The 25,461-nt window shown below is 71.3% G+C and carries 25 protein-coding genes; 19 read left to right on the plus strand and 6 right to left on the minus strand.

Annotated features, from left to right (window positions below; genetic code table 11):
* Window positions 1-2 precede the first annotated feature (2 nt).
* Both ADK66_RS16070 and ADK66_RS16075 read left to right on the plus strand, forming a co-directional pair.
* Window positions 3-641: a cyclase gene (locus ADK66_RS16070; protein ID WP_053656044.1), complete on the plus strand. Its 639-nt coding sequence runs from the start codon at window positions 3-5 to the stop codon at window positions 639-641.
* Window positions 638-1,807 (plus strand): zinc-dependent alcohol dehydrogenase, encoded by a 1,170-nt coding sequence (locus ADK66_RS16075; RefSeq protein WP_053656046.1) that lies wholly within the window; start codon window positions 638-640, stop codon window positions 1,805-1,807. Before ADK66_RS16070 ends, ADK66_RS16075 begins: the two co-directional genes overlap by 4 nt.
* A 52-nt stretch (window positions 1,808-1,859) precedes the next feature.
* Here ADK66_RS16075 and ADK66_RS16080 read toward each other — a convergent pair whose 3' ends face one another.
* Window positions 1,860-3,107 (minus strand): cytochrome P450, encoded by a 1,248-nt coding sequence (locus ADK66_RS16080; protein WP_053656048.1) that lies wholly within the window; start codon window positions 3,105-3,107, stop codon window positions 1,860-1,862.
* 198 nt (window positions 3,108-3,305) lie between these two features.
* Here ADK66_RS16080 and ADK66_RS16085 point away from each other — a divergent pair, with 198 nt between their 5' ends.
* Window positions 3,306-3,713: a hypothetical protein gene (locus ADK66_RS16085; protein WP_053656050.1), complete on the plus strand. Its 408-nt coding sequence runs from the start codon at window positions 3,306-3,308 to the stop codon at window positions 3,711-3,713.
* 39 nt (window positions 3,714-3,752) lie between these two features.
* Here ADK66_RS16085 and ADK66_RS16090 read toward each other — a convergent pair whose 3' ends face one another.
* The gene (locus tag ADK66_RS16090) at window positions 3,753-3,971 is read right to left on the minus strand and encodes a DUF397 domain-containing protein (RefSeq protein ID WP_053656052.1); all 219 of its coding nucleotides are present in this window, start codon (window positions 3,969-3,971) and stop codon (window positions 3,753-3,755) included.
* A gap of 69 nt (window positions 3,972-4,040) precedes the next feature.
* Here ADK66_RS16090 and pepN point away from each other — a divergent pair, with 69 nt between their 5' ends.
* Window positions 4,041-6,614, plus strand: a complete 2,574-nt coding sequence (gene pepN / locus ADK66_RS16095; RefSeq protein WP_053656054.1) for an aminopeptidase N — start codon at window positions 4,041-4,043, stop codon at window positions 6,612-6,614.
* 66 nt (window positions 6,615-6,680) lie between these two features.
* On the opposite strand, the gene ADK66_RS16100 is transcribed toward pepN, so the two are convergent.
* Both ADK66_RS16100 and ADK66_RS16105 read right to left on the minus strand, forming a co-directional pair.
* Complete coding sequence (locus tag ADK66_RS16100; protein ID WP_053656056.1) at window positions 6,681-7,895, minus strand: FAD-dependent monooxygenase; 1,215 nt, start codon at window positions 7,893-7,895, stop codon at window positions 6,681-6,683.
* Between the two features lie 162 nt (window positions 7,896-8,057).
* Window positions 8,058-8,717 carry a PadR family transcriptional regulator gene (locus ADK66_RS16105; protein WP_053656058.1) on the minus strand — a complete coding sequence of 220 codons (660 nt, stop codon included), beginning with the start codon at window positions 8,715-8,717 and terminating at the stop codon, window positions 8,058-8,060.
* Window positions 8,718-8,853: 136 nt separating this feature from the next.
* On the opposite strand from ADK66_RS16105, the gene nadD reads away from it, so the two are divergent.
* The 8 genes from nadD (at window position 8,854) to ADK66_RS16145 (ending at window position 16,685) form a co-directional block, all read left to right on the plus strand.
* Window positions 8,854-9,450, plus strand: a complete 597-nt coding sequence (gene nadD / locus ADK66_RS16110; RefSeq protein WP_053656060.1) for a nicotinate-nucleotide adenylyltransferase — start codon at window positions 8,854-8,856, stop codon at window positions 9,448-9,450.
* 110 nt (window positions 9,451-9,560) lie between these two features.
* Window positions 9,561-9,968 carry a ribosome silencing factor gene (gene rsfS, locus ADK66_RS16115; protein ID WP_053656062.1) on the plus strand — a complete coding sequence of 136 codons (408 nt, stop codon included), beginning with the start codon at window positions 9,561-9,563 and terminating at the stop codon, window positions 9,966-9,968.
* Window positions 9,965-10,624, plus strand: coding sequence for a histidine phosphatase family protein (locus ADK66_RS16120; RefSeq protein ID WP_053656064.1), 660 nt, complete (start codon window positions 9,965-9,967; stop codon window positions 10,622-10,624). The genes rsfS and ADK66_RS16120 overlap by 4 nt, the downstream gene beginning before the upstream one ends.
* A 48-nt stretch (window positions 10,625-10,672) precedes the next feature.
* Complete coding sequence (locus ADK66_RS16125) at window positions 10,673-11,521, plus strand: DegV family protein (protein ID WP_053656066.1); 849 nt, start codon at window positions 10,673-10,675, stop codon at window positions 11,519-11,521.
* A 152-nt stretch (window positions 11,522-11,673) separates the two neighbouring features.
* Window positions 11,674-12,669, plus strand: a complete 996-nt coding sequence (locus ADK66_RS16130; protein ID WP_231640060.1) for a ComEA family DNA-binding protein — start codon at window positions 11,674-11,676, stop codon at window positions 12,667-12,669.
* Window positions 12,666-15,047, plus strand: a complete 2,382-nt coding sequence (locus ADK66_RS16135; protein WP_053656068.1) for a ComEC/Rec2 family competence protein — start codon at window positions 12,666-12,668, stop codon at window positions 15,045-15,047. Before ADK66_RS16130 ends, ADK66_RS16135 begins: the two co-directional genes overlap by 4 nt.
* A 244-nt stretch (window positions 15,048-15,291) precedes the next feature.
* On the plus strand, window positions 15,292-16,272 hold the full coding sequence (gene holA / locus ADK66_RS16140; protein ID WP_053656070.1) for a DNA polymerase III subunit delta: 981 nt from the start codon (window positions 15,292-15,294) through the stop codon (window positions 16,270-16,272).
* Window positions 16,269-16,685, plus strand: coding sequence for a hypothetical protein (locus ADK66_RS16145; protein ID WP_053656072.1), 417 nt, complete (start codon window positions 16,269-16,271; stop codon window positions 16,683-16,685). Before holA ends, ADK66_RS16145 begins: the two co-directional genes overlap by 4 nt.
* Before the next feature lie 127 nt (window positions 16,686-16,812).
* On the opposite strand, the gene rpsT is transcribed toward ADK66_RS16145, so the two are convergent.
* Complete coding sequence (gene rpsT, locus ADK66_RS16150; protein WP_053656074.1) at window positions 16,813-17,079, minus strand: 30S ribosomal protein S20; 267 nt, start codon at window positions 17,077-17,079, stop codon at window positions 16,813-16,815.
* Window positions 17,080-17,264: 185 nt separating this feature from the next.
* On the minus strand, window positions 17,265-18,242 hold the full coding sequence (locus ADK66_RS16155; protein WP_053656151.1) for an aminoglycoside phosphotransferase family protein: 978 nt from the start codon (window positions 18,240-18,242) through the stop codon (window positions 17,265-17,267).
* Window positions 18,243-18,302: 60 nt separating this feature from the next.
* On the opposite strand from ADK66_RS16155, the gene ADK66_RS16160 reads away from it, so the two are divergent.
* From ADK66_RS16160 to ADK66_RS16190, 7 genes are all read left to right on the plus strand, one after another.
* Window positions 18,303-18,839, plus strand: a complete 537-nt coding sequence (locus ADK66_RS16160) for a DUF4240 domain-containing protein (protein WP_053656076.1) — start codon at window positions 18,303-18,305, stop codon at window positions 18,837-18,839.
* Window positions 18,840-18,955: 116 nt separating this feature from the next.
* Window positions 18,956-20,833: a translation elongation factor 4 gene (gene lepA / locus ADK66_RS16165; protein ID WP_053656078.1), complete on the plus strand. Its 1,878-nt coding sequence runs from the start codon at window positions 18,956-18,958 to the stop codon at window positions 20,831-20,833.
* Between the two features lie 353 nt (window positions 20,834-21,186).
* On the plus strand, window positions 21,187-21,471 hold the full coding sequence (locus tag ADK66_RS16170; protein WP_053656080.1) for a GlsB/YeaQ/YmgE family stress response membrane protein: 285 nt from the start codon (window positions 21,187-21,189) through the stop codon (window positions 21,469-21,471).
* A 312-nt stretch (window positions 21,472-21,783) separates the two neighbouring features.
* The gene (locus tag ADK66_RS16175) at window positions 21,784-22,068 is read left to right on the plus strand and encodes a GlsB/YeaQ/YmgE family stress response membrane protein (RefSeq protein WP_053656083.1); all 285 of its coding nucleotides are present in this window, start codon (window positions 21,784-21,786) and stop codon (window positions 22,066-22,068) included.
* Between the two features lie 282 nt (window positions 22,069-22,350).
* Window positions 22,351-23,637 (plus strand): sugar ABC transporter substrate-binding protein, encoded by a 1,287-nt coding sequence (locus ADK66_RS16180; protein ID WP_053656085.1) that lies wholly within the window; start codon window positions 22,351-22,353, stop codon window positions 23,635-23,637.
* Window positions 23,634-24,620 carry a carbohydrate ABC transporter permease gene (locus tag ADK66_RS16185; RefSeq protein ID WP_053656087.1) on the plus strand — a complete coding sequence of 329 codons (987 nt, stop codon included), beginning with the start codon at window positions 23,634-23,636 and terminating at the stop codon, window positions 24,618-24,620. Before ADK66_RS16180 ends, ADK66_RS16185 begins: the two co-directional genes overlap by 4 nt.
* Entirely contained in the window at window positions 24,617-25,447 is an 831-nt protein-coding gene (locus tag ADK66_RS16190; protein ID WP_053656089.1) for a carbohydrate ABC transporter permease, read from the plus strand. The genes ADK66_RS16185 and ADK66_RS16190 overlap by 4 nt, the downstream gene beginning before the upstream one ends.
* The last annotated feature ends 14 nt before the right edge of the window (window positions 25,448-25,461 follow it).

Genomic DNA, 25,461 nt, shown 5'->3' on the forward strand with positions numbered 1-25,461 from the left:
ACATGACCAACAACGGAACGAGGTGGACGCTGCTCGGTGTCACCGCGGTGACCGCCGTCGGTGTCGGTCGGGCGGTCGCCCGCCGTCGGCGTCGGCACCAGCCCGACCGGCAGGACGGCTGGTACGTCGTGCGCCGCGCGGTGACAGTGGACCGGCCCCGGGACGCGGTGATCGGGTTCTGGACCGACAGGGAACGGCTGGACCACGCGCTGGCCGAGTGGGCCACCTTGGAACAGCTCGACGAGCGGCGCTGGCGGTGCGTGGCCCGCGACAGGAACGGCGGCGACGCCGAGTGGCGGGCGGAGATCACCGTCGACGGGCCGGGCGCGCTGCGCTGGCAGGTCGAGGACGGGCCGGTGCCGCAGCACGGGCGGGTCGAGCTGACCGAGGCCCCGCAGGGCCGGGGCACGGAGATCCGGGCCGAGCTGCGCTACCGCTCCGGGCCGCTGCGGCGGATGTTCGGCCTGGCCAGCGGCCACGAACCGGACCTGGCGCTGCGCGACACCCTGCGCCGGGTGAAGGCGCTCGTCGAGTGCGGCCAGGTGATCGACACCCGACGCGACCCGTCCGGTCGGAGTGCTGCCCAGGAAAGGGCGACAGACCGGATGCGGGAGAAGCTGATGACGGGAGGACGGGCGTGAGGGCGCTCTGCTGGGAAGGTGTCGGCAAGCTTGCCGTCCGGGACGTACCGGAGCCGAAGATCCGCGCCGAGGGGGACATCATCGTCCGGGTCCGGGCCAGCAGCGTCTGCGGCTCCGACCTGCACCTGATCAACGGGTACCTGCCGGCGATGCGGGAGGGCGACATCCTCGGCCACGAGTTCATGGGCGAGGTGGTGGAGGTCGGGCCGGGCGTACGGCAGCACAAGGTCGGCGACCGGGTGGTGGTCGGGTCGGTGGTGGCCTGCGGTGGCTGCTGGTACTGCCGGACCGAGCAGTACTCGCTGTGCGACAACTCCAATCCGCAGCCGGTGTTCACGGAGAAGCTGTGGGGGCACTCGCCGGCTGGCATTCTGGGCTACTCGCACGCGGCGGGTGGTTACGCCGGCTCGCACGCCGAGTACATCCGGGTGCCGTTCGGTGACGTCGGCGCGTTCGCGGTGCCCGACGGGCTGCCGGACGACTCGGTGGTGTTCGCCTCCGACGCGATGCCCACCGGGTGGATGGCTGCGGACTTCTGCGGGCTCACCGGCGGTGAGGTGGTCGCCGTCTGGGGTGCCGGTGGCGTCGGTCAGATGGCGGCCCGGTCGGCGCAACTCCTCGGCGCCGAGCGGGTCATCATGATCGACCGCTTTCCGGATCGGCTGGCCACGGCCGCCGACCGGGTCGGTGTGGAGACCATCAACTACGCCGAGACCGACGTACTGGAGGCGCTGCGCGAGCTGACAGGTGGACGTGGGCCGGACGCCTGCATCGAGGCCGTCGGCATGGAGTCGCACGACGTCGGGCCGGCCTACACGTACGACCGGGTGAAGCAGTCGGCCCGGTTGCAGACCGACCGGCCGACCTCCGTACGCCAGGCGATCATGGCCTGCCGTAAGGGCGGCACGGTGAGCATCGTCGGCGTCTACGCCGGTCTGATCGACAAGTTCCCGCTTGGCGCGGCCATGAACAAGGCGCTGGTGTTGCGGATGGGGCAGATGCACGCGCAGCGCTACATCCCCATGCTGCTCGACCGGCTGGCCGCCGGCGAGATCGACCCCGGCTACCTCGCCACCCACCCGATCCCCCTGGAGCAGGGTGCCCGGGGCTACGAGATGTTCGAGAAGAAAGAGGACGGCTGCCTCCGGAGCGTCCTGCACCCCTGACCTTTGCCCGTACCCTCGCCCCGCCGGTCTGGTTCCTGACCGGCGGGGCAGGTCAGTTGGTCCGACGGACGGCTGTGAGGGTCATGCCGCTCGGTGGCAGGCAGGGCATCTGCCGCAGGTCCAGGGTCAGGTCCTGCGGCGGCACGTCGTAGGCCATGGCGCTCGTCAGGTTGGTGACCGCCCGCTTCATCAGGTCGATGGTGATCCACTCGCCGGCGCAGCGGTGCCCGGTGAAGAAGTCCCCGCCGCCCTGAGGGATCAGCTCGAACGGGTCCACCCGACGGCCGGCGAACCGCTCCGGGCGGAACAGCTCCGGCTCGGGCCAGAGTGTCGGGTGGTGGTTGGTGCCGTAGAGGTCGAGGAGCACCCGCCGCCCCCGGGGGAAGTGGTGACCCTCCCAGTCGAAGGAGCGCCGGACCCGCGCGGCAGCCGAGGGGAAGAACGGGTAGTAGCGGCGTACCTCCTGGACGAACTGCCCGGTGGCCTCGTCGCTGTCGCGGACCCGCTGCCGCCAGGCGGGATGGTCGTGCAGGGCGAGTGCCGCGAAGGTGACGTACCGGTCCACGGCGACCACTGGTCGCAGCACGTTGAGCAGCTCGACAGCGGCGATCCGGCGGGGGAGCAGCGAGCCCTGGGCGTCGCGGTGCTCGGCGATCACCTGTAGCGCGCTGCCGGGCTGCGCCTGATGGGTGCCCACCCGGGCCCGCTCGATGAGGTCGCCGATCCAGCGTTCGGCACGGCGCCGGGCGAGCAGCCCTCGCCAGTGCCGGGGGCCGACCACCGCCGGGCCTTCGATCATGGCGTGCAGCTCGACGGTCCGGCGGTCGACCTGCGAGGTGGCCAGCGGCACCCCGGCCCAGGCACAGACCACCTGGGTCAGCAGGCGACCCATCTCGTCGTAGAGCCGCACCGGCCCGGCGGCCTCCCAGGCGGCGATCCTGGTCCGCCACTCGTCGTCGAAGAGTTGCCCGAGCCGCCGGATGTTGTCCGGCGTCATGATCGACATGAACATCGCCTTGCGGTCGGAGTGCTCCGGGCCGTCCAACCCCTGCACCCCGCCCCGGCCGGTGAGCGTGCGCTGCACCCGTAACGGCATCGCGTTACGCCGCTGGAAGCGCTCGGGGTCGTAGAACAGCGCCGCCGCCGACCTGCCGCGCAGGCAGACGGTCGGTGCCAGCAGGATCCTGGTCTGGAAGGCGTCGCTGCCATACCTGTCGCAGCGCTCACCGATGAACCGGTACCCGGCGCGGAGGAACGCGAGGGTGCTGTCCGGGCTGCGGTCGACCGGCAGGGCCGCCATCGGTGTCTCCTCACGCGCAGGTGACGGCCGTCGACCACCGGCCGCCTTCGCGTCGTGACTACCCCGGTCACCGCCGCTGAATCACGCCGACCGGTGTGCCCGCTGGCCCCTCCCAGGAACGGCGGAACCTGGTTGGCTTGCTGGTGAGGCCGCCGCCTGCCGGCGGGCCTCAAAGGCCACGGCCACGGGGAGGGCGCGATGCGGGAGAACAGATCGCCACACTGGCGGCAGCGACGGGCGGCCGGAACACCGGGCGGGGGCCGCGACGACCGGCCGCTGATCGGGCCGCCCAGGCGGCCCACCCGACCGCACCGGTTCTTCACAGTGCACCTGGGCTTCACCGCGCCGGGCACGACCGACGCCCGCGAGCTTGCCGTGGCGTACGCCGAGGCGCTGGGCCTGCTCCGCCCGGAGCTGGCTCTGGGCGCGGCGGCCCTGTCGCCGGCCGACGCCTGGCACCGGGCCGAACGACTGTTCTGCGGGGCGGTCGGCCCGGACGGGGAGCGCTGCGCCGACGTCGCCGGCCATCCCGGTTTCCACCACGCCCCCGGGCCCGGTGGCCTCGGCTGGGGCGACGGCGACGGCGCTGGGGACCACGATGGCTGACGACGGGCGGCGGCACCGCCCTTCGGCACCCGGTCGCAGTCAGTCCAGGTCGAACTCGCCGTCCTGCGCGCCGGCCACGAACGCGTCCCACTCGGCCTGTGTGAAGACGAGCACCGGCCCTTCCGGTTCGGCGGAGTTGCGCATCCCGATCAGGTCGTCGACGAAGGCCACCTCGACGGCGCTGTCGGAGGTGTCCCCCTCGGCCCGCTGCCAGACCGCCCGGGAGAGGTCGAAATCGCCCTTGGGGTGCTCCGCCATGGTTCTTTCCTCCAGTGCCGAGGGCCGTGTGGTGACCGATTGCCGATCCCCATCGGGCAGGATAAGCGGATGCCGAGCCTGACCCGTGTAGAGGCGACCGCGCGTGGCGCGACGATTACCGTCGAGTCCTACCAGGTGGACCTCGACCTGACCGGCGGCGGTGATCTGTTCCGCTCCCGCGTCGAGATCCGGTTCCGGGCGACCCCCGGCGCCGCGACCTTCGCCGAGATCAAACCCCACACCCTGCTGGGTGTACGCCTCAACGACCGCGACCTGGACCCGGGCGTGCTGGCCGACAACCGGCTGCCGCTCAGCGACCTGGAGGCGGACAACACGCTCGTCGTCGAGGCGGAGATGGCCTACTCCAACACCGGGGAGGGGATGCACCGCTTCGTCGACCCGGCCGACGGCGAGACCTATCTCTACGCCGTGACGTTCCTCGACAACGTGCAACGCATCTTCGCCGCGTTCGACCAGCCCGATCTGAAGGCGTCGTTCGTGCTCACGGTGACCGCCCCGCCGGAATGGACTGTCGTCGGCAACGCCGAGCTGGCCGCCAACCCCGCTCCGGGGCGCTGGGAGTTCGCCCCGACGGCGCCGCTGGCCACGTACTTCTTCTCGCTGATCGCCGGGCCGTACCACGTGCGGCGGGCCGAGCACGACGGTGTGCCGCTGGGCATCTACTGTCGCCGGTCGCTGGCCGAGCACCTGGACGCCGACGCCGAGGAGATCTTCACAGTCACCCGGCAGTGCCTGGACCGGTTCCACGAGCTGTTCACCGAGCGCTACCCGTTCGGCAAGTACGACCAGGCGTTCGTGCCCGAGTTCAACGCCGGCGCGATGGAGAACCCGGGCATCGTGACCTTCCGCGACGACTACGTGTTCCGCTCGGCGGTCACCGACACGCAGCGCGAGCTGCGGGCCACCACCATCGCCCACGAGATGGCGCACATGTGGTTCGGTGACCTGGTCACCATGCGCTGGTGGGACGACCTGTGGCTCAACGAGTCCTTCGCGGAATACCTGGGCACCCGGGTCACCGCCGAGGCGACGCGCTTCGACCAGGCGTGGACGACGTTCGCCATGCGCCGCAAGGCCTGGGGGTACGCCGCCGACCAGCGCCCCTCCACCCACCCGGTCGCCCCGGAGGAGGTGGCCGACGCCGAGGAAGGGCTGCTTAACTTCGACGGCATCTCGTACGCCAAGGGCGCCAGCGTGCTGCGGCAGTTGGTCGCGTGGCTCGGTGACGAGGCGTTCCTCGCCGGCCTGAACGCGCACTTCGCCGCACATCGCTTCGGCAACGCCACCCTCGCCGACCTGCTGGCCAGCCTCTCCACCGCGAGCGCGAGGACTGAGCTTGCGAGCCCCGCAGTCGCGAGCAACGACGGCACCGCCGCCAGCGGCCGGGACCTGGTCGACTGGGCGCAGCGGTGGCTGCGCAGCCCGCAGGTCAACACGCTGCGCGCCGAGGTCGCCGTCGACGCCGACGGCCGCTACAGCGAGGTGGCCGTCGTGCAGACCGCGCCCGAGTCGGCAGCGGTGCTGCGCCCGCACCGCATCGGGGTGGGCCGCTACTCGATGGACGGCACTGTGGAGCGTGACGAGGTCGATCTCGACCCCGCCGCCGACGGTGGCCGTACCGTGCTCGGCGCGCTGACCGGGGCGCCAGCGGCCCGGCTGCTGCTGCTCAACGACGGCGACCTCACCTTCGCCAAGGTGCGTCTCGACCCGGCTTCGGCCGCCGCCGTGCGGCTGGTGCTGCCCGGTCTCGCCGACCCTCTCACCCGGGCGGTGCTCTGGGGCGAGGCGTTGGACGCGGCGACCGACGGGGAACGGCCGGTCACCGGCCTGGTCGACCTGATGGTCGCCGCGCTGCCCGCCGAGACCGAGGTGATCATCGCGGAGGACGTGCTGACGCTCAGCCGGTCGCTTGTCGACCGCTACCTCGACCCGCTGGCCCGGTCGGCGGCGCTGGCCCGGATCGCCGGGGCGTGCAGGCAACTGCTCGACGGCGCACCGGCGGGGGAGTCCCTCCAACTCGCCGCCGCGCGAGCATGGGTCGCCGCAACCACCGACGCCGATCTGCTCACCGGCTGGCTGGCCGGTCGCGAGGTGCCGGCCGGGCTGAAGGTCGACGCCGAGCTGCGCTGGTCGGTCCTGTGCCGGCTCGTCGTGCTGGGCGCTGCCGGTGCAGCGGAGATCGCCGCCGAGGTGGCCGCCGATCCCAGCTCCGCGGGTGCCGAGCGGGCCGCCCTCTGCCGGGCCGCCCTGCCGGACGCGGCCGCCAAGCAGGCGGCCTGGGAGATCATCGTGCGGGGCACCGAGCTGTCCAACCGGCTACTGGAGGCGACCGCCGAGGGGTTCTGGCAGCCCGAGCAGGCCGAGCTGACCGCGGCGTACGTCGAGCGGTACTTCGCCGAGATGCCGGACGCCGCCCGTGGACGTACCCCGTGGACGGCCGACCGGGTGGCGAAGCTGGCGTTCCCGCGCTACGCCGTGGCGCAGCCGACCCGGGAGGCCGCTGCGGCGCTGCTGGCCCGCGACGACCTGACCCCGGGTCTGCGTCGGGTGATCACCGACGCCGACGACGACCTGCGTCGCGCGCTTGTCGCCCGCACGGCGGTGGCCGCAGCGGCGGCCTGAGCCGAGTCGGCGCAGGCAGCGAGCCCGCGCGGGGTGGCCGGTGGGCCACCCCCGCGCAGCGGGACGTCAGCGCAGCGCCGGGTCCGCAGTGACCGGGGCGTCCCAGTCGATGACGTAGCGCTGCTCGTGGGCGACTGTCTTCTCCGGGTCCATTGCGGTGCGAACGAGCAGCGGCATCAGCAGCGGCATGACCGTGCGGGCTACCGGCCCTGGCGCTTTGGCGTGGTTGATGCGGGCCGCGCGGGCGGCGACCTTCTCGACCCGGGCGCGGCGCAGCCGCACGAACGCGGCAAGGGCCGACTCCACGTCCGGTAGGTCGCGCAGGCAGCGGGCGAGTTGCACACCGCTCTCGATGGCCAGCGACGCTCCCTGCCCGGAGCTGTTCGACGGCGCGTGCGCCGCGTCGCCGACAAGCACCATTCGCCCTCGATACCAGTGCGGCACGGGCGGCATGATCTGCAACGCCCCGACCACCTGGAGTTCGTCGGCGTCGCTGGTCGCCGTCAGCTGCCGGCCTGGGTCGTCGTCGCCGTAGCTGGCGCGCAGTGTGTCCAGCCACTGCGCGGCCGGCAGGGCGCGGGCCTCGACGAGGCTCAGTGCCCGCTGGTACGGCAGGTTGGCCCCCCACCGGGTGCCGCCGCCGGGCTCCGGCCAGTACAGGTAGTAGCCGCGCCTGCCGAACGCGAACGTCATGGTGCCGGGCTCGACGTCCACCTCGTGCCGCGCGACGGCCTCGAAGCCGAGCAAGCCGGTGAAGCGGGGGCCGGGAGCGGCCGGGTCGATGAGGCTCCGGACCGTGGACCGGATGCCGTCGGCGCCGACGAGGATGTCGGCGGTGGCGGTGCTGCCGTCCTCGAAGCGGGCTGTCACACAGCTGTCGGTCTGGTCGGCGTGGACCAGCCGCCTGCCGTACGCGAACGGGACGCCCTCGGTGACCGCCCGGTCGTGCAGGACGCGGTACAGCGCTGCCCGGTGCACCACGCGCAGCGGCGGCGCCCCGGCCAGTGTGGGCAGGTCGACGCGTCGACGGCCGACGGCCATCGCGGTGCGCTCGATCGGGGTGGCGATCGCCGTCACCGCCTCGTCCGCGCCGACCGCGCGCAGCGCCGCCACGCCGTTGGGCGCGAGCGCGATGGTGCCGCCGATGCCGCCGGCCTCGCTGGCGGTCTCCGGGTACGCCTCGTAGACGGTTGCGGTGATGCCGGCGCGGCGTAGCGCGAGTGCCGTCACCGGTCCGGCGATGCCGCCGCCGATGACGATCGCGGTTCGTACCGTGGTCATGTTCTCTCCCTGGGGTTCGTCGGTGCGTGCGCGTGCGAACCGACCTGGGGAGGAACCCGGTTATCCTCGTGGTTGCCGCATTCGGGCCGGGTGTCCTGCACAGGGTGTCGGTTCGAGGTAGGGCTCCGGCGGGGTGTTGGCGCACCTCGCCGGAGCCGTTTTTCAGTCGGTGGTGTCGGGGTCGTAGCTGGTCCTCTCCGCCAGCTGGGTCAGCTCGGCCGGCATCTCGCCGGTCTCGTGGAAGGTCCGCCAGACGTCCAGGCCCGGGTAGGTGCCCGAGGTCAGCTCGTCCAGCAGCCCGCGCAGCCAGGCCGCCTCCGCGGCGCGCATGGCGAGGTCGTATTCCGACTCGATCAGGAACAGTCGCGGGATCTCCCGCAGGTGGGTGTCGAGCGCGTCGCGGTCCCGATGGATCGCGCCTTCCAGCAGGTCGAGTCGCCGGCGCAGCAGGTCCGTGGCCTCGTTGGGGTGCAGGGCGGCGAGCACGGAGAGGCCGGCGCGGAACCGGGGGTGCTCCGGCTCCGGGGTGGAGACCAGTTCGCGGGCCCAGTCGACAAGTTCCGCGCGCCCCGCGTCGGTTATGCGGTAGACGGTGCGTTCCGGACGCCGGCTGTCGCGGACGCTCTCCACGGCCGCGATCAGCTGATGTTTGTCCAGGTTGCGAACCACTGTGTAGAACGATCCCCACTTGAACTCCATGTCCTGGTCCTTGCCCCAGGCACGCAGAGTGGTGGCGATCTCGTACGGGTGCATGGGCCGCTGGGCCAGCGCGGACAGCACGGCCAGCGCGAGCAGGTTGCCGACCTTGCGCCGCTTCGGCATGACAGGCCTCCCGCCCTCGCCCTCGATTACTTGCTTACGAGTATATGCACGCGAGTAGCCGCGTGGGGGCCCGTCGCAGCCGAGCACACCTCCGGGCCAGGGTGGCCAGCCATCGGACTCCGCCTACGATCATCGGGTGGAGGAAGACATCCGGCGGATCGGGATCATGGGTGGCACCTTCGACCCGATCCACCACGGGCACCTCGTGGCGGCCAGCGAGGTGGCGGACCGGTTCGGCCTGGACGAGGTGGTATTCGTCCCCACCGGGCAGCCGTGGCAGAAGGCCGACGAGATGGTCAGCCCGGCCGAGGACCGCTACCTCATGACCGTCATCGCCACAGCCTCGAACCCGCGCTTCCAGGTCAGTCGGGTCGACATCGACCGCAACGGGCCGACCTACACGGTTGACACCCTGCGCGACCTTCAGGCCGAGTACGGCCCCAAGGTGCAGTTGTTCTTCATCACCGGCGCGGACGCCCTGCAACGCATCCTGTCCTGGAAGGACCTGGACGAGATATTCGAGCTGGCCCACTTCGTGGGGGTGACCCGGCCGGGCTTCCCGCTGACCGACAAGCACCTGCCGGCGGACACGGTCAGCCTGATCCAGGTGCCCGCTATGTCCATCTCGTCGACCGACTGTCGCGCCCGGGTCGCCCGGGGTGAGCCGGTCTGGTACCTCGTACCCGACGGTGTGGTGCAGTACATCGCGAAGCGCCGCCTCTACCAGCGCTGATTCTGCCCGATATGGGTGCTTTCATGCCCTTAACCGACCAGAACTGACGGCTCGGGGCGTCCCCGGGTGTGAGACGCTTGGAGGATCGCACGGTTGATCGAAGGAGAACGGTGACAGTTTCCGAACGCGCTCACGAGCTGGCTATCGCTGCCGCCCAGGCCGCCGCCGACAAGAAGGCGCAGGACATCGCGATCATCGACGTCGGCGACCAGCTCGCCATCACCGACGCGTTCCTGCTCGCCGCCGCCCCCAACGAGCGTCAGGTGCTTGCCATCGTCGACGCCATCGAGGAGCGCCTGCTGGAGCTGCCGGAGAAGGCCAAGCCGGTGCGGCGCGAGGGTGAGCGTGGCGGCCGGTGGGTGCTGCTCGACTACGTCGACATCGTGGTGCACGTCCAGCACACCGAGGAGCGCGAGTTCTACGGGCTCGACCGCCTCTGGAAGGACTGCCCCACCATCCCGTTCGTCGACCGCGATCTGGTCGAGGCCGACGCCAGCGGGTCCGCCGCAGCCGAATGACCCGACTGATCGTCTGGCGGCACGGCAACACCGACTGGAACGCCGCCAACCGCGTCCAGGGGCAGACCGACGTACCCCTCAATGATCTGGGCCGCGACCAGGCCCGCACCGCCGCGCCGCTGCTCGCGGCGCTGCGGCCCGACGCCATCGTGTCCAGCGACCTGAGCCGCGCCGCGGACACCGCCGCGGCGCTGGCCGCGCTGACGGGGCTGCCGGTCCGCACCGACGCCCGGCTGCGCGAGCGCTACTTCGGCAAGTGGCAGGGCCTGCACCTCACCGAGGTCGCCGAGCAGTTCCCCGAGGAGTACGCCCGCTGGCGGGCCGGTGACCCCGCCCCGGGCGCGGATCTGGAGCCCCTTCACGACCTCGGCGAGCGGGTCAGCGCCGCGCTGCGGGAGGCGGCCGACGCCGCGACCGGCGGCACCGTGGTGGTCGCCACCCATGGTGGCGCCTCCCGGCAGGGCATCGGTCACCTGCTCGGTTGGGACAGGGTCGTGCTGCGCACGATCGGCTCCCTGGCCAACTGCCACTGGAGCGAGCTGCGGCACGACGACCGCGCGCCGGCTGTCGGGCGCGCCCATGACGTCAGTGGCTGGCAGTTGCGGGCGCACAACGTCGGCCTGGTCACCGCCCCGGTGGTCGTCGACGCGATCTAGGCGCTTCCGCCTCGTCGTTCGCCGTCCCGATCGGCTACGGTGCCGGGCATGCCCGTCGCGGTCGTCACCGACTCCACCGCCTACCTCTCGCCCGAGCTGGTGCAGCGCCACCACCTGACCGTCGTCCCGTTGACCGTCGTGCTCAACGGCGCGGAAGGGCTGGAGGGGGTGGACACCCAGCCGGCCGATGCCACGCGGGCGCTCAGCGGCCGGCGGGTCTCCGCGACCACCTCCCGACCGGCGCCCGAGCAGTTCGCCCGGACGTACCGCCAACTGCTCGACGCCGGGGCCGACGGGGTCGTCTCCGTGCACATCTCCGCCGGCCTGTCCGGCACCGTCGAGGCCGCCCAACTGGCCGCCGCCGACTTCGACGGCCGGGTCGAGGTCGTCGACAGTCGCTCCACCGGCATGGGTCTCGGCTTCCCGGCCATCGCGGCAGCCACCGCCGCCGAGGCCGGAGCCGACCTCAATGGTGTACGCGACGCCGCGCTCGCCGCCGTCGCCCACACCACCGTCTGGTTCTACGTCGACACGCTGGAGTTCCTCCGCCGGGGCGGCCGGATCAACGCGGCCGAAGCGCTGTTCGGCACCGCACTGTCGGTCAAGCCGATCATGCACATGCCGGACGGGGCGATAGTGCTGCGCGAGAAGGTCCGCACCGCCAGTCGGGGAGTGGCCCGGCTCGTGGACCTGGCCGTCGAGGCGGCCGGTGACGACGACGTGGACCTCGGTGTGCACCACCTGGCCGCGCCACAGCGAGCCGAGGCGTTGCTCGCCGCGCTCACCGAGCGGTTCGGCGACCGGCTGCACGACACGTACGTCTCCGAGGCGGGCGCCGTCGTCGCCGCGCACGCCGGCCCGGGCCTGGCCTGCGTCGTCGTGCATCGCCGCAGCTGAGGCGCTCACTTCGCGGTTCCGCCTCTCCTTGTGCGACGGCCCGTCCATAGCAGATCGAGGCATGATCAGGGCGTTGTCCACAGTGGCGTTCGTTGTCCACAGGCCGATGCGGGCGCGACCTGTCGTACCGTCCGCCGCCCTAGCGTCACCTCGTGTCGCACGACGAGGAGACAGAGGTACGCCAGCGTCTGCGCCGGCTGACCGACCCGCCACCGAGCGCGCTGCCGCTGACGGGCGGACTGCCGGCGGGCGCTCTCCCGCTGGCGGGTGCGCTGCCTTTGGCAGGCGGGCTGCCTCCGGCGGGCACGTTGCCGTCGGTCGGTGCGCCGCCGCCGTGGGGCGAGGTGCCGCTCGCTGGTTCCCCGCCTGGTGCGCCGTTGGCGCGCGGCGAGTCGCCCCTGGCGGGCGTACCCCCGATTGGGATGTCGTGGGGCGACCCACCGGTTGGTGTGGTGCCGCCTCGGGCCGGGGTGCCGCTCGTGGAGCCGGCTGCGGACGGCCCTGCGGCCCAGCCTGCGTCGTTGCTGCCCGGTCCGGGAGCGTTCGATCCGGGGCGGCGTGGTGTGCGGGCGCTGGCGGTCGTCGCCGCGCTCGTGGTGCTTGCCGCCGCCGGCTGGGCCTGGCGTTCCCGGCCGCACGCGGAGGCGGTCACCCCGCCGGGCGGCGACGTCGCGTCGGTCAGCCCGGCGGGCGACGCGAGCGCGTCGAGCGCCGGCGAGCTGGTGGTGGCGGTCGCGGGCAAGGTCCGTAAGCCCGGCCTGGTGCGGCTGCCGGCCGGTTCGCGGGTGGCCGACGCGGTGCAGGCGGCCGGTGGCCCGCTGCCCGGTGTCGACGTGGCGCTGCTCAACCCCGCCCGCAAGGTCACCGACGGCGAGCTGATAGTGGTCGGGGTGACGCCACCGCCGGTACCGGCCGGCGCGGTCGGCCCGGAAGCCGGTGGCGCGCCGCCCGCCGGCGGTCCGCTGAACCTCAACACCGCCACGCTGGCCCAGCTCGACGCGCTGCCCGGTGTGGGGCCGGTGCTCGCCCAGCGGATCCTCGCCTACCGGGATCAGCATGGCGGCTTCAAGGGCGTTGGTGATCTGCGTCAGGTCGACGGGATCGGCGACGCGCGATACGAGCAGCTCAAAGACCTGGTGACGGTGTGAGTGGCCAGCCGGTCCTCGGCGACCCGACCCCGCCGGACCTCCGGTTGGCCGGCCTGGCCGTCGCCGCCTGGCTCACCGCGCTCGCCGGCCTGCACGTCGGTGCCCGCCCGCTGCTGCTGGTGGCCGGCGTGGTGGCGGTGCTGACGGCGTTGAGCACAGTGCACCTGCTCGGCCGCCTCGGGCAGCCTCGGGCAGTGACCCGCCGGTACGGCTGGATCGCCGTCGCAGTCGGCCTCGGCGTGGTCTGCGGTGCGGCGGCGACCAGCGCCCAACTGGCAGTCCGTGACTCGCCGCCGATCCGAGCCCTGTCCGAGGCGCGTGCGCCGGTCACCGCCGACCTCGTCGTCCGGGACGACCCGCGTTCGATCAGGTCCGCCGGGCGTCCCGGCATGCTGCTGGTGCCGGCCCGGCTGGTCCGGCTCACCGGCCCGGACGGCGAACGGATCCACGCATCGGTGCGCCTGCTGGTTCTGGCCACGGATCCGGCGTGGCGAGGGCTGCTGCCCGGCCAGCGTGTGGCCGCCGAAGGGCGGCTCGGCGTACCGCGCGGTGGCGACCTCACCGCGACGGTGCTGAGCACCACCGGGCCGCCCGAGCGGCAGGGCGAGCCATCCTGGGCGCAACGTGTCGCCGGTACGCTGCGGGCCGGCCTGCAACGCGCCTGCGCGCCCCTGCCCGACGACCCCGGCGGACTGCTGCCGGGCCTCGTGGTGGGCGACACCAGCCGCCTGCCGCCCGCCGTCGAGGAGGACTTCCAGGCCACCGGCATGACGCATCTCAATGCCGTCTCCGGAAGCAACGTGGCGATCGTCGTAGGAGCGGTGCTGCTGCTGGCCCGCTGGGCACGCGCCGGCCCGTGGCTCGCCGCAGGACTCTGCGGGGTGGCGCTCGTGGGCTTCGTCATCCTGGTGCGTCCGTCGCCGAGCGTCGTACGGGCCGCCACGATGGGAGCGATCGGGCTCGCCGCGCTTGCCGCCGGTCGACCCCGCGCCGCGCTGCCCGCGTTGGCCGCCGCGATCACGGTGCTGGTGTTTGTCGACCCCGAGTTGGCAGGCGACGCCGGGTTCGCGCTGTCCGTGCTTGCCACCGGTGGCCTGCTGCTTCTCGCTCCGCGCTGGCGGGACGGGCTGCGCCGCAGAGGCGTCCCGAGCGGGTTGGCCGAGGCGTTGGCGGTGCCGGCGGCTGCCCAGGTCGCCTGCGGGCCGGTCGTCGCCGCGATCTCCAGCACTGTCAGCCTGGTGGCGGTGCCGGCCAACCTGCTGGCGGTACCGGCCATCGCGCCGGCGACAGTGCTGGGCGTGGCGGCGGCCGTGCTGTCGCCGGTGTGGCCGTCCGGTGCCGAGTTCGTCGCGTGGCTGGCGAGCTGGCCGGCCTGGTGGCTTGTCGTCATCGCCCGCCACGGTGCCCGCCTGCCTGCCGGCACGCTCCCCTGGCCGGGTGGGGCGGCCGGTGCCCTGCTGCTGGCCGGGCTGACCGTTGCGCTACTGATCGCCGTACGCCGACCGCTGGTGCGCCGGCTGGTGGCGGTCGTCGCCGTCGCCGCGCTGATCGGTGCGCTCCCGGTCCGGCTGTTGGCCACGGGCTGGCCGCCGCCCGGGTGGGTGGTGGTGGCCTGCGCGGTCGGTCAGGGCGACGCCCTGGTGCTGCCTGTCGCTTCCGGCCGGGCGGTGGTGATCGACGCCGGGCCGGAGCCCGGGCCGGTGGACGCCTGTCTGCGGCGGCTCGGCGTCCGGGAGGTGTCACTGCTGGTGGTGAGCCACTTTCACGCCGATCACGTGGGTGGGGTGGCCGGGGTGTTCCGGGGCCGGCGGGTGGCCGCCGTCCTGACTCCACCGTCGACGGATCCACCGGGCGGCCGGGACGCGGTGCACGCGGCGGCGGCTGGCGGACGGGCGGCGCTGCTGGGCACCACCGCCGGGGCGCGGTATCCGATCGGCGGGGTCGACCTGCTGGTGCTCGGCCCGCCCTATCCACTGACCGGCACGAGATCCGACCCGAACAACAACTCGTTGATATTGCGCGCCACTGTCGCCGGAGTACGCATCCTGCTGCCGGGCGACGCCGAGACCGAGGAGCAGCACGCGGTCCTGACGCGGGTGACGCCGGAGCAGTTGTGGGCCGATGTGTTGAAAGTTGCCCACCACGGGTCGGCCTACCAAGACGAAGGTTTCCTGGACGCGGTGCGGCCGGCCGTCGCGCTGGTGCCGGTCGGGGTCGGCAACACGTACGGGCACCCGAACCCTGGCCTGTTGGCCCGGTTGAGCAAGGGCGGCGCACGGGTGCTGCGGACCGACACCGATGGCGACCTGGCGGTGGTGCGTGCCGGCGGGGGCGTAGCGGTGGTCCGCCGAGGAGTGCCACCGGGGCGGCCACCGTAGGTCGCGTAGGTCGCAGAGCGGACGGCGGCGGGTGATCGCCGTCGGGGCCGACAAGTGAGGGCGGCCACCGTGACAGCCAGCGGGTCTGTGCTCTCTGTGGAAATTGCAGCACCAACGAGGAAACGGTGGGTGAATTGCGCATTAGGCGGTAAATGGAGATGGATGTCTGGATTTGCGCTAAGTGCGGGCTGCACCGACCGGGCGGCGAATGAGCAGGCACGATCCCGCCGTGGGGCGTGCGAATATGGGCGACGTGACCCCGGCCAGCCTCGCCCCCATTCTGCTCGTCCTCGGCGACGAGGAGCTGCTCGCCACGCGCGCGGTGACCGAAGCCGTCGAACGTGCCCGCAGTGTCGACGCCCAGGTGGACGTCCGCGAGTACCAGGCAGCCGTGCTCACCGTCGGCGAGATCGCCGAGATGCTCAGCCCGTCGCTGTTCGGTGGGCGGCGGCTGCTCATCCTGCGTTCCGGCCAGGACGCCCGGAAGGATCTGGTCGCCGCGCTGCTGGCGTACGCGAAGAATCCCGACCCGGAGGTCCAACTGCTGGTGCTGCACCTGGGCGGCGCCAAGGGCAAGGCGTTCGCCGACGGCCTGCGGTCGGCCGGTGCCACAGTGGTCCCGGCGGCCAAACTCAAGGGGCACCGCGAGCGGGTGGCCTTCGTCCGTGACGAGATCCGCCGGGCCGGCGGCAAGTGCACCGACGACGCCGCCGAAGCGCTGATCGCTGCGGTCGGCAACGACCTTCGCGAGCTGGCCGCCGCCTGCTCCCAGCTCATCGCCGACACCGATGGGCGGATCAGCGCCGACACGGTCTCCCGTTACTACCGGGGCCGGGTCGAGGTGACCGGCTTCACGGTGGCGGACGCCACGATGGTCGGCGACGTGCCCGGGGCTCTGGAGGCGCTGCGGTGGGCCCTGCATGTCGGCGTCGACCCGGTGCCCATCGCGGATGCGCTCGCCGACGGTGTGCGTACGGTGGCCCGGGTCGCGTCAGCCGGGCGAGGTAACGCGTACCAGTTGGCCAGCAGCCTGGGCATGCCAGCCTGGAAGATCGAGCGGGCGCAGCGGCAGGGGCGGGGCTGGACCCCGGAGGGACTGGTCCGGGCCATGCAGGTCGCCGCCGAGTGCAACGCGGCCGTCAAGGGTGGCTCGGACGACAGGGCGTACGCCCTGGAGCGCGCGGTCTTCTCGGTCGCGGCGGCCCGGCAGGGCAGCAGCCGGTGACGGGACCGAACCGTACGGCGTGGGCCACCATCCCGGCCGACGAGGAGCGTTACCGGCCGCTCTATGCCCGGCTCCTCGGCCTGCGGTTCGTCAACCCCGGCGGGGTGCTCTGCTTCCTCTTCTTCGAGGGCACCATCGCCCTGGCGGTGCTGCTGGCCCTCGCGGAGTTGGTCACCTGGTGGGCGGTGCTGGTGCTGCCGCTTGTGGTGGCGGCGATGGTCAAGCTCAACGACATGGTGGCCGCGACCGTCGTTCGGTCCGCCGCACTCGTACCTGAGCAGGAGCGGGACCGCTTCCGCAGGCAGATGGAGCCTGTCGTCGGCCGGGCCCGGGTCGAGTGGATCCCGCACAGCGTGCCTGGAGCAGTCGTGGTGGATGCCGCGCCAGCGCCCCCGCCGTCCCAACCTCAGTAGATCTTGGAGTGGAACGGCCCCTCCAGGGGCGCTTTCTTACCAAGATCTCGAAGCCCGGTGGAACGCTGGATATGCGGAAGCCCCGGACCGGGGTCCGGGGCTTTCCGAATTCAGTCTGACAGGAGCGTCAGGCGGAGAGCGCAACCACGCGCTTTGCGATCGCGGACTTGCGGTTCGCGGCCTGGTTGGAGTGGATCACGCCCTTGCTGACGGCCTTGTCCAGCTTGCGCGAGGCCTCCTGCATGAGCGCGGTGGCCTTCTCGACGTCACCGGCCTCAGCAGCCTCGTTGAACTTCCGGACGGCGGTCTTCAGCGACGACTTGACCGACTTGTTGCGCAGCCGGGCCTTCTCGTTCTGCCGGTTGCGCTTGATCTGGGACTTGATGTTCGCCACGCGACAGCCTCGTCTTGATAGCTCGGGTTGGTCAGCTTAAGTGCGCGGGATGACGAACATGCGTCAACGCTGCGCGAAGAGCCAGGTTACCAGGTTGCCCGGGACGAGCCAAAACGGCTCGACCGCCGAGCGGCCGACCCCGGCTCGCCGGGGACCACAATACGCCCTCGGTCCTGCCGGCTGTGTCACCGCCAGCCCTGGCGTCGGGCAAGCCAGTCGAGCGCCTGCCCGCCGCTGCGTCGTCTGTGCGCCGTGAGGTGCGGGGGCACCGTCGCCGGTGCCGCGTCCGCCCCGGTGAGGTAGTAGCCGGCGAGCGCCGCCAGGGTGGCGTCGAGGGCGTCCGGGGGCGCATCGGCGGTGGTCGGGTGCGCGGCGAAGAGCCGGTCGGCGTCCAGCCCGTCGGCGTACGCGCTGAGCAGCAGCCCGGCCACGTCGAACCAGGCCGGCCCGGAACACGCCCAGGTCCAGTCGCAGAACCAGGCCCGGCCGTCCATGTCGACGAGCACGTTGTCTCCCCGCAGGTCGCCGTGGATCAGCCCGGGCGACCGGGCGGCGTACAGGGGGAGTCGGGACTCCAGCTCCACCAGGTCGGGCAGCCGACCCCGCACGTGCACGGGCAGCGCCGGGGCGGGCTCCCTGCCGGCGGCGACCTCCTCCCACCACAGGATGTCCGAGCGGGCCAGGTCGGCGAGGTGCGGCAGGCCGAGCGCCGTGAGCGCGGCAGGTGGGTCGGCCAGCGCGGCGGCGACCTCGGCGTACCCGGCGAGCGTGGCCTCCAGCTCGGCAGGCGTCCAGGGCCGGAGAGGGCTGTGCCCGTCGACCGCGTCGGTGCAGAGCACGAACCATCCGGCCTCGTACAGCGTCCACCGGAGGCGGGGCGCGGGCAGGCCGACCGGCAGCCGGTCGAGGATCGCGGCCTCCCTGGCGTACGAGTCGACAAGGTGCGCTTGCCCCGCGCTGGCCGCCGCCTTGACGAAGACCCTGCCCCCGTCGGCGGTGTCGAGCACGGCGGCGAAGCCCCCTGTGAAACCGGCGGCGGCGACCCGGGCGGCGACCACCGCCGCGCCGAGACGGTCGGCTATCGCGTACCGCAGCGCCGCAGGCAGCGCCGACCACGGCGGGCGCGGCACGCCCGCGTGGGGCGGAGTCGGCGGGGAGGACACCACACCATGCTGCCCCGGGTACGTGCGCGACGCGCGGCGACACTGCCAGACTGCCAAACCATGAGGACCGAGGACTTCTGGCAGCTGATCGACGAGGCCCGCGCCGGTGGCGGGGGAGAGCCCGGCCCGGTCGCCGCGCGGGCCGTCGCCCTGCTCGCCGAGCGCGACCCGGAGGACATCATCGGGTACGCGCGCCACCAGACGAGGGTGCTTGCCGCCTCGCACAAGGCGGACCTGTGGGGTGCGGCGTACCTGATCAACGGCGGCGCCTCGGCGGAGGGCTTCGAGTACTTCCGGGGCTGGCTGATGACCCAGGGTCGGACGGTCTTCGCCCGTGCGGTCAGCGACCCGGACTCGCTGGCGGAGCTGCCGCAGGTGCGGGCCGCCTCGCTCAGTGGCGAGGAGTTCTCCGCCGAGCAGATGCTGTCGGTGCCCTGGGACGCGTACCGCAAGGCCACCGCCACCGAACTTCCGGCGGACCGCGACCCGGTGCGTACCCCGGATCTCAACGACTTCTGGGACTTCGACGACGAGGAGGAGGCCGGCCGACGGCTGCCCAGGCTGGCCGCGCTCTTCGTCGAGCCGCCCCTGGAGTGAGGGGTTCTCGGACTGATCCATCGCCCGCACAGTGGGCGTACCCCGGCGGCGTGGGAACATAGAGGGGGTCGGCGGCGCGCCGGCCTGTTCACGTCAGCCGACCAGAACGGACCGCTGTGCCACCGAAGCTCGATCCCGGCGCGAACGCTCCTGGTGCCACCGACCCTGGTCGCATCCGGAACTTCGGCATCATCGCCCACATCGACCACGGGAAGTCGACCCTGGCCGACCGGATGTTGCAGCTCACCGGTGTGGTCGACCCCCGGCAGATGCGCGCCCAGTATCTGGACCGGATGGACATCGAGCGCGAGCGCGGCATCACCATCAAGAGCCAGGCCGTCCGGATGCCGTGGACCATCCGTGAGGGCGAGCGCGCCGGCGAGCAGGCCGTGCTCAACATGATCGACACCCCGGGGCACGTCGACTTCACCTACGAGGTGTCCCGGTCGCTGGCCGCCTGCGAGGGGGCCGTTCTGCTTGTCGACGCCGCGCAGGGCATCGAGGCACAGACCCTCGCCAACCTCTACCTGGCGCTCGAGAACGACCTGCGCATCATCCCGGTGCTCAACAAGATCGACCTGCCGGCCGCCCAGCCGGAGAAGTACGCCGAGGAGCTTGCCCACCTGATCGGCGGCGACCCCGCCGACTGCATCCGGGTTTCCGGCAAGACCGGCGAGGGCGTGCCGTACCTGCTCGACGAGATCGTCCGGCAGTTCATCCCGCCGGTCGGCGAGGCCGAGGCGCCCGCCCGGGCGATGATCTTCGATTCGGTGTACGACGTCTACCGCGGCGTGGTCACCTACGTCCGGGTCATCGACGGCCGGATCAGCGCTCGGGACCGGATCAAGATGATGTCCACCGGCGCGGTGCACGAGTTGCTGGAGATCGGCGTCATCTCACCCGAGATGGTCAAGGCCGAGGCGCTCGGCGTCGGCGAGGTCGGCTACCTGATCACCGGTGTGAAGGACGTCCGGCAGTCCCGGGTCGGTGACACGGTCACCATCAACAGCCGCCCGGCCGCCGAGGCGCTGGGTGGCTACAAGGACCCGAAGCCGATGGTCTACTCCGGTCTCTATCCGATCGATGGCTCCGACTACCCCAACCTGCGTGAGGCGCTGGACAAGCTCAAGCTCAACGACGCCGCGCTGGACTACGAGCCGGAGACCTCCGGCGCGCTCGGCTTCGGTTTCCGCTGCGGCTTCCTCGGCCTGCTCCACCTGGAGATCATCCGGGAGCGGCTGGAGCGCGAGTACAACCTCGACCTGATCTCCACCGCGCCCAACGTGGTCTACCGGGCCATCCAGGACGACGGCGAGGAGATCGTCGTCACCAACCCCAGCGAGTACCCCACGGGCAAGATCGCCGAGGTGTACGAGCCGGTCGTCCGGGCCACAGTGCTGACCCCGAACGACTACGTGGGCGCGGTGATGGAGCTCTGCCAGGGCCGGCGCGGCAGCCTGCTCGGCATGGACTACCTCTCCGCCGACCGGGTGGAACTGCGCTACACGCTGCCCCTCGCCGAGATCATCTACGACTTCTTCGACCAGTTGAAGAGCCGTACCAAGGGCTACGCCTCGCTCGACTACGAGCCCTCCGGCGAGCAGGCGTCCGACCTGGTGAAGGTCGACATCCTCCTGCACGGCGAGCCGGTGGACGCCTTCAGCGCCATCGTGCACAAGGACAAGGCGTACAACTACGGCGTCACCATCGCCGCCAAGCTGCGTACTCTGATCCCGCGCCAGCAGTTCGAGGTGCCCATCCAGGCGGCCATCGGCAGCCGGGTCATCGCCCGGGAGACCATCCGCGCGATCCGCAAGGACGTGCTCGCCAAGTGCTACGGCGGTGACATCAGCCGCAAGCGCAAGCTGCTGGAGAAGCAGAAGGAAGGCAAGAAGCGGATGAAGATGGTCGGCCGGGTCGAGGTGCCGCAGGAAGCCTTCATCGCCGCGCTGTCCTCCGACTCCGGCGACGGCAAGGCCGCCGGCAAGAAGTAGTCACGCCGCCGAGGTCCTGGCCCGCATCGCCGACCCGGACCTGCGGGCCCGCCGTCTCCTCGTCGTCGGCCCCTCCAGGCGCTCGATGACGCCGCCCGGTGGCGGGCTGCCGGGTGTGGGCGGCGTGCCGGCGGAGATTTTTCGCCCTGCAGTCCTCGGCCGGCAACCCGGTCGCAGGGCCGTTGACCTGTGTGGACGCGCTCCCAGCCCAACCGACGCAGCCCTCCGGCATTGACGTCTGCCGTTCGTTTCCCGGTGAGTCGGTTTGGTTTTTCGGGCGGTCGGGAACTTAGCGGTCACGACAGGAAGCACACACACATCGTGTGTCGGACATTCTTAGAAGGAGGGCGACCGTGGAGCTCACCGTGTGGGGCATCATCACCGCCATCGTTGTTGGTCTCATCGTCGGGGCCCTGGGCCGCCTGGTCGTCCCGGGCCGGCAGAACATGCCGATCTGGCTGCACCTGCTGATCGGTGTGGGCGCGGCCCTGCTGGGCACGGTGTTGGCGCGGGCGATGGGTATCGCGACCGAGACCGCCGGCATCGACTGGACTGAGCTGCTGGTGCAGGTCGTCGTGGCTGCCATTGCCGTCGCGCTTGTCGCCGGCGTGGGTGGTCGCCGCCGAGTCACCCGGTAACACAAGCACCACCGCGTACCACAGCAACCTTCGATGGGCGCCCGGCCGACAGGTCGGGCGCCCATCGGCGTTGCTGCCCGTCGGGGGCCAATCCCTCGACTCCACTCGGTGATCGACTCGGCATCCGTGAAATCGGGGTGTCCCCGGCACCGGGACACCCCGATCTCATGAATCCCGTGTTGATCAAAGCGTCTTCGGCGGCCGCCCGCGCGCATCGAAGTCGGTTTGAGTTTTCGGGCAGTCGGGAACTTAGCGGTCACGACAGGAAGCACACACATCTGTGTGTCAGACATTCTTAGAAGGAGAGCGACCGTGGAGCTCACCGTGTGGGGCATCATCACCGCCATCGTTGTTGGTCTCATCGTCGGAGCGCTCGGCCGCCTGGTCGTCCCGGGCCGGCAGAACATGCCGATCTGGCTGCACCTGCTGATCGGTGTCGGCGCGGCCCTGCTGGGCACGGTGCTGGCGCGGGCGATCGGTATCGCGACCGAGACCGCCGGCATCGACTGGGCCGAGCTGCTGGTGCAGGTGGTCGTCGCAGCCATCGCCGTCGCGCTCGTCGCCGGCGTGGGTCGCCGCCGCAGCGTCACCCGGTAACGAGCCACGCGGCGCCAGCCGGCAGCGAGTGCCAGCCGGTTACGAGCGCGCCAGCCGGTAACAACCTCGCATCAGCCGTACTACGAAAGAACGCCCGGCCCCCGGCCGGGCGTTCTTTCGTGGTGGAGTGCCCGAGTTCGCCCCGGCACCACGGCTCTCCCCGTCGATGTGCTGCGGTACCGTCGCCACGCTTCGCCGGTCTGCCCACTGTCGTAAAGGAATTCTTCGTACTAAGGTGCGGCGGAGAAGGTTAGTTCCAGGCGGCGCGAGGGGAGAAGTGGCGTGAACAGGTGGAAACGGCTGGCCCCGGTCACCGCCGTGGTGGCCTCGGTCGCGATGGTGCTGACCGGCTGCGGAGGCTCCGGCGAGGACGCGGCCGACGACAGCAAGCTCACGGTATGGATGATGGGCGAGGGCGGCGACGCGCAGAACGCCTTCCTCGACTCGGTCGAGGCGGAGTTCCGGCAGAAGCACCCCGACACCGACGTGGTGGTGCAGTACATCCCCTGGCTCGAAGCGCCCAAGAAGTTCCAGGCGGCGCTCGCCGGCGGTGAGGGACCGGACATCACCGAGTTGGGCAACACCGAGACTCAGGGCTGGGCGGCCCAGGAAGCGCTCGCCGACGTCAGCGGCCGGATGGGCGGCTGGGCAGAGGGCAAGGACCTGCTGCCCGACCTCGTGAAGAACGCGCAGCTCGACGGCAAGCAGTACGGCGTGCCCTGGTACGCGGGCGTGCGAGCGATCTACTACCGCACCGACTGGTTCGCCGAAGCGGGCGTGCAGCCGCCGAAGACCTGGGACGACCTGGTCAGCGTGGCCAAGGCCGTGCAGGCGAAGAAGAAGGGCACCTACGGCATCGCCCTGCCGGGCAACTCCGAGCTGCCCTTCTACTCGTTCCTCTGGGGTGCCGGTGGCGAGATCGCCAGCAACCAGGGCGGCGCCTGGAAGTCCGGCTACACCACTCCCGAGGCGCAGCGGGCCGTGAAGTTCTGGACCGACCTGGTGACGGTCCACAAGGTGGCCCCACCGGCCGCGGCCGGTTGGAACGAGATCGACGCGCGTACCCAGTTCGCCACCGGTAAAGCCGCGATGGCCTTCGCCGGCAGCTGGCAGCAGGCCGCCATCAAGAAGGACAACCCCGAGATCGAGAAGGTCTGGGGTACGTTCCCGATCCCCGGCCCGGACGGCAAGGCCGCGCCCGCCTTCGCAGGTGGCTCGGACGTGGCGATCTGGAAGGACAGCGAGCGTCAGGACCTGGCCTGGGACTACCTGACGGTGCTGCTGAACAAGAAGAACGCGCAGAGCTTCGCGAGCAGCCTCGGCTTCTTCCCGGTCTACCAGGATCTGGTCGCCGGTGACACGTACGCCAACGACAAGGTGATGGCCGCGTTCGCCACCACAATGCAGAACACCAAGCTCACGCCGCTCACCCCGAAGTGGGTGGAGGTCAGCCGGACCAAGACGGTGACCCAGGCGATGAACAGCTCGGTCATGAAGGGCCAGAAGACGGTCGAGAAGGCCACCGCCGACGCGGCCGCCGAGATGGAAGGCATTCTGAACAGCAAGTGAGCCTCCTGACGAAGACCTCGGAGACGTCCGCCGCGCGGGAGACCCCCGCGCGGCGGCGTCGCCGGGTGGACCGCCTGCCCTACCTGCTGCTCCTGCCCGCCCTGGTGATCATCGGGGTGTTGCTGCTCTGGCCGCTCGGCCAGGTGGTGACGATGTCCTTCTACCGGCTCAACAGCGTGCGGCAGTTGCGCGGCGACCGGGAGTGGCCCTGGGTGGGTCTCGGCAACTACATCGAGATCCTCACCGATCCGTTCTTCCTGACGGTGCTGCGCAACACCGTCCTGTTCGCGGCGGCAAACGTGCTGCTCACGATGGTGCTCGGCACCCTTGTCGGGCTGCTGCTCAACCGGCTCGGCCGAAAGATGGCCACCTTCGTGGCCAGTTGCGTGATGCTGGCGTGGGCCACCCCGGCGTTGACCGGCACCATCGTCTGGAAGTGGATCTTCGACGATACGAGTGGCCTGGTCACCTGGCTGTTCAACGCGCTGCCGGACGGGCTCTCCAACGCCCTGTTCGGCCGCAGTGACTGGACCGGCTACGGCTGGTTCAACTCGCCGCTGCTGTTCTTCGCCATCCTCACCCTTGTGGTGGTCTGGCACTCGTTCCCGTTCATCGCGGTGAGCGTGCTCGCCGGCCTGAAGAGCGTGCCGAGTGAGCTGCACGAGGCGGCCCGGGTGGACGGCGCGAGCCCGTGGCGGGTCTTCTGGAAGATCACGTTCCCGCTGCTGCGCCCGGTCTTCGGGATCCTGATCGTGCTCTCCACCATCTGGGACTTCAAGGTCTTCACCCAGCAGTTCGTGTTGGCCGGCGGCACCCAGGACCGGCCGACGTTCATGCTCTCCATCTACTCGTACGCCGAGGCGTTCTCACCACCTCCGAAGTACGGCCTCGGCGCGGCCATCGCGGTGATCCTCACGCTGATCCTGCTCGTCGTCACCGGCTTCTACGTACGGATGGTGCTCAGGCAGGAGGACGAGTCGTGAAAAAGATCGCCCTGAACGGCGCCGGGCTGCTGGTCGCGCTCTTCGCGGCCTTCCCGGTCTACTGGATGATCTCCACCTCGCTCAAGCCGAGCAGCGAGATCTTCTCGTCCACCCCGCAGCCGGTGCCGGCCCATCCGACGCTCGCGCACTACCGGGAGATCCTGACCGGCAACCTCATCCCCGGCGTGAGCTTCCTCGACTTCTTCCTCAACAGCGCGCTGGTGGCGGTCGCGACGGTGCTGCTCAGTGGCCTGGTCGCCCTGCTCGCCGCGACCGCGGTGGCCCGCTTCCGGTTCAAGCTGCGGACCAGCTTCCTGATCATGCTGCTGGTGGTGCAGATGATCCCGCTGGAAGCGCTCGTCATCCCGCTCTTCCTGATGATCCAGCGGCTCGGGCTCTACAACACGCTGCCCAGCCTGATCCTCACGTACCTGGGCTTCTCGCTGCCGTTCGCGGTCTGGATGCTGCGCGGCTTCGTCGCCGCGGTCCCCAAGGAGTTGGAGGAGGCGGCGGCCATCGACGGGGCCAGCCGGGCACAGACGTTCCGGCTCGTGCTGTTCCCGCTCGTCGCGCCCGGCCTGGTGGCCACCAGCATCTTCTCGTTCATCACCGCGTGGAACGAGCTGATCTTCGCGTTGACGTTCATCAACGACCAGAGCCGCTACACGCTGCCGGTGGCGATGACGTTCTTCTTCGGTCGCGACGACACCAACTGGGGTCCGGTCATGGCCGCCTCCACCCTGTTCACCCTGCCGGTCATCATCTTCTTCCTGCTGGTGCAGCGGCGAATGGTCTCCGGTCTGGTGGCCGGAGCCGTCAAGGGCTGACCCCGTGCCGCCGG

Source organism: Micromonospora sp. NRRL B-16802 (assembly GCF_001279555.1).
GTDB lineage: Bacteria > Actinomycetota > Actinomycetes > Mycobacteriales > Micromonosporaceae > Micromonospora > Micromonospora profundi.

What these genes read in the sequence shown, in the direction of transcription:
- ADK66_RS16070 (WP_053656044.1), top strand. Translation starts at nt 3, where the DNA reads ATGACCAACAACGGAACGAGGTGGACGCTGCTCGGTGTCACCGCGGTG.
- ADK66_RS16080 (WP_053656048.1), bottom strand. Translation starts at nt 3,107, where the DNA reads ATGGCGGCCCTGCCGGTCGACCGCAGCCCGGACAGCACCCTCGCGTTC.
- ADK66_RS16085 (WP_053656050.1), top strand. Translation starts at nt 3,306, where the DNA reads ATGCGGGAGAACAGATCGCCACACTGGCGGCAGCGACGGGCGGCCGGA.
- ADK66_RS16090 (WP_053656052.1), bottom strand. Translation starts at nt 3,971, where the DNA reads ATGGCGGAGCACCCCAAGGGCGATTTCGACCTCTCCCGGGCGGTCTGG.
- pepN (WP_053656054.1), top strand. Translation starts at nt 4,041, where the DNA reads ATGCCGAGCCTGACCCGTGTAGAGGCGACCGCGCGTGGCGCGACGATT.
- ADK66_RS16100 (WP_053656056.1), bottom strand. Translation starts at nt 7,895, where the DNA reads ATGACCACGGTACGAACCGCGATCGTCATCGGCGGCGGCATCGCCGGA.
- ADK66_RS16105 (WP_053656058.1), bottom strand. Translation starts at nt 8,717, where the DNA reads ATGCCGAAGCGGCGCAAGGTCGGCAACCTGCTCGCGCTGGCCGTGCTG.
- ADK66_RS16120 (WP_053656064.1), top strand. Translation starts at nt 9,965, where the DNA reads ATGACCCGACTGATCGTCTGGCGGCACGGCAACACCGACTGGAACGCC.
- ADK66_RS16125 (WP_053656066.1), top strand. Translation starts at nt 10,673, where the DNA reads ATGCCCGTCGCGGTCGTCACCGACTCCACCGCCTACCTCTCGCCCGAG.
- holA (WP_053656070.1), top strand. Translation starts at nt 15,292, where the DNA reads ATGGGCGACGTGACCCCGGCCAGCCTCGCCCCCATTCTGCTCGTCCTC.
- ADK66_RS16160 (WP_053656076.1), top strand. Translation starts at nt 18,303, where the DNA reads ATGAGGACCGAGGACTTCTGGCAGCTGATCGACGAGGCCCGCGCCGGT.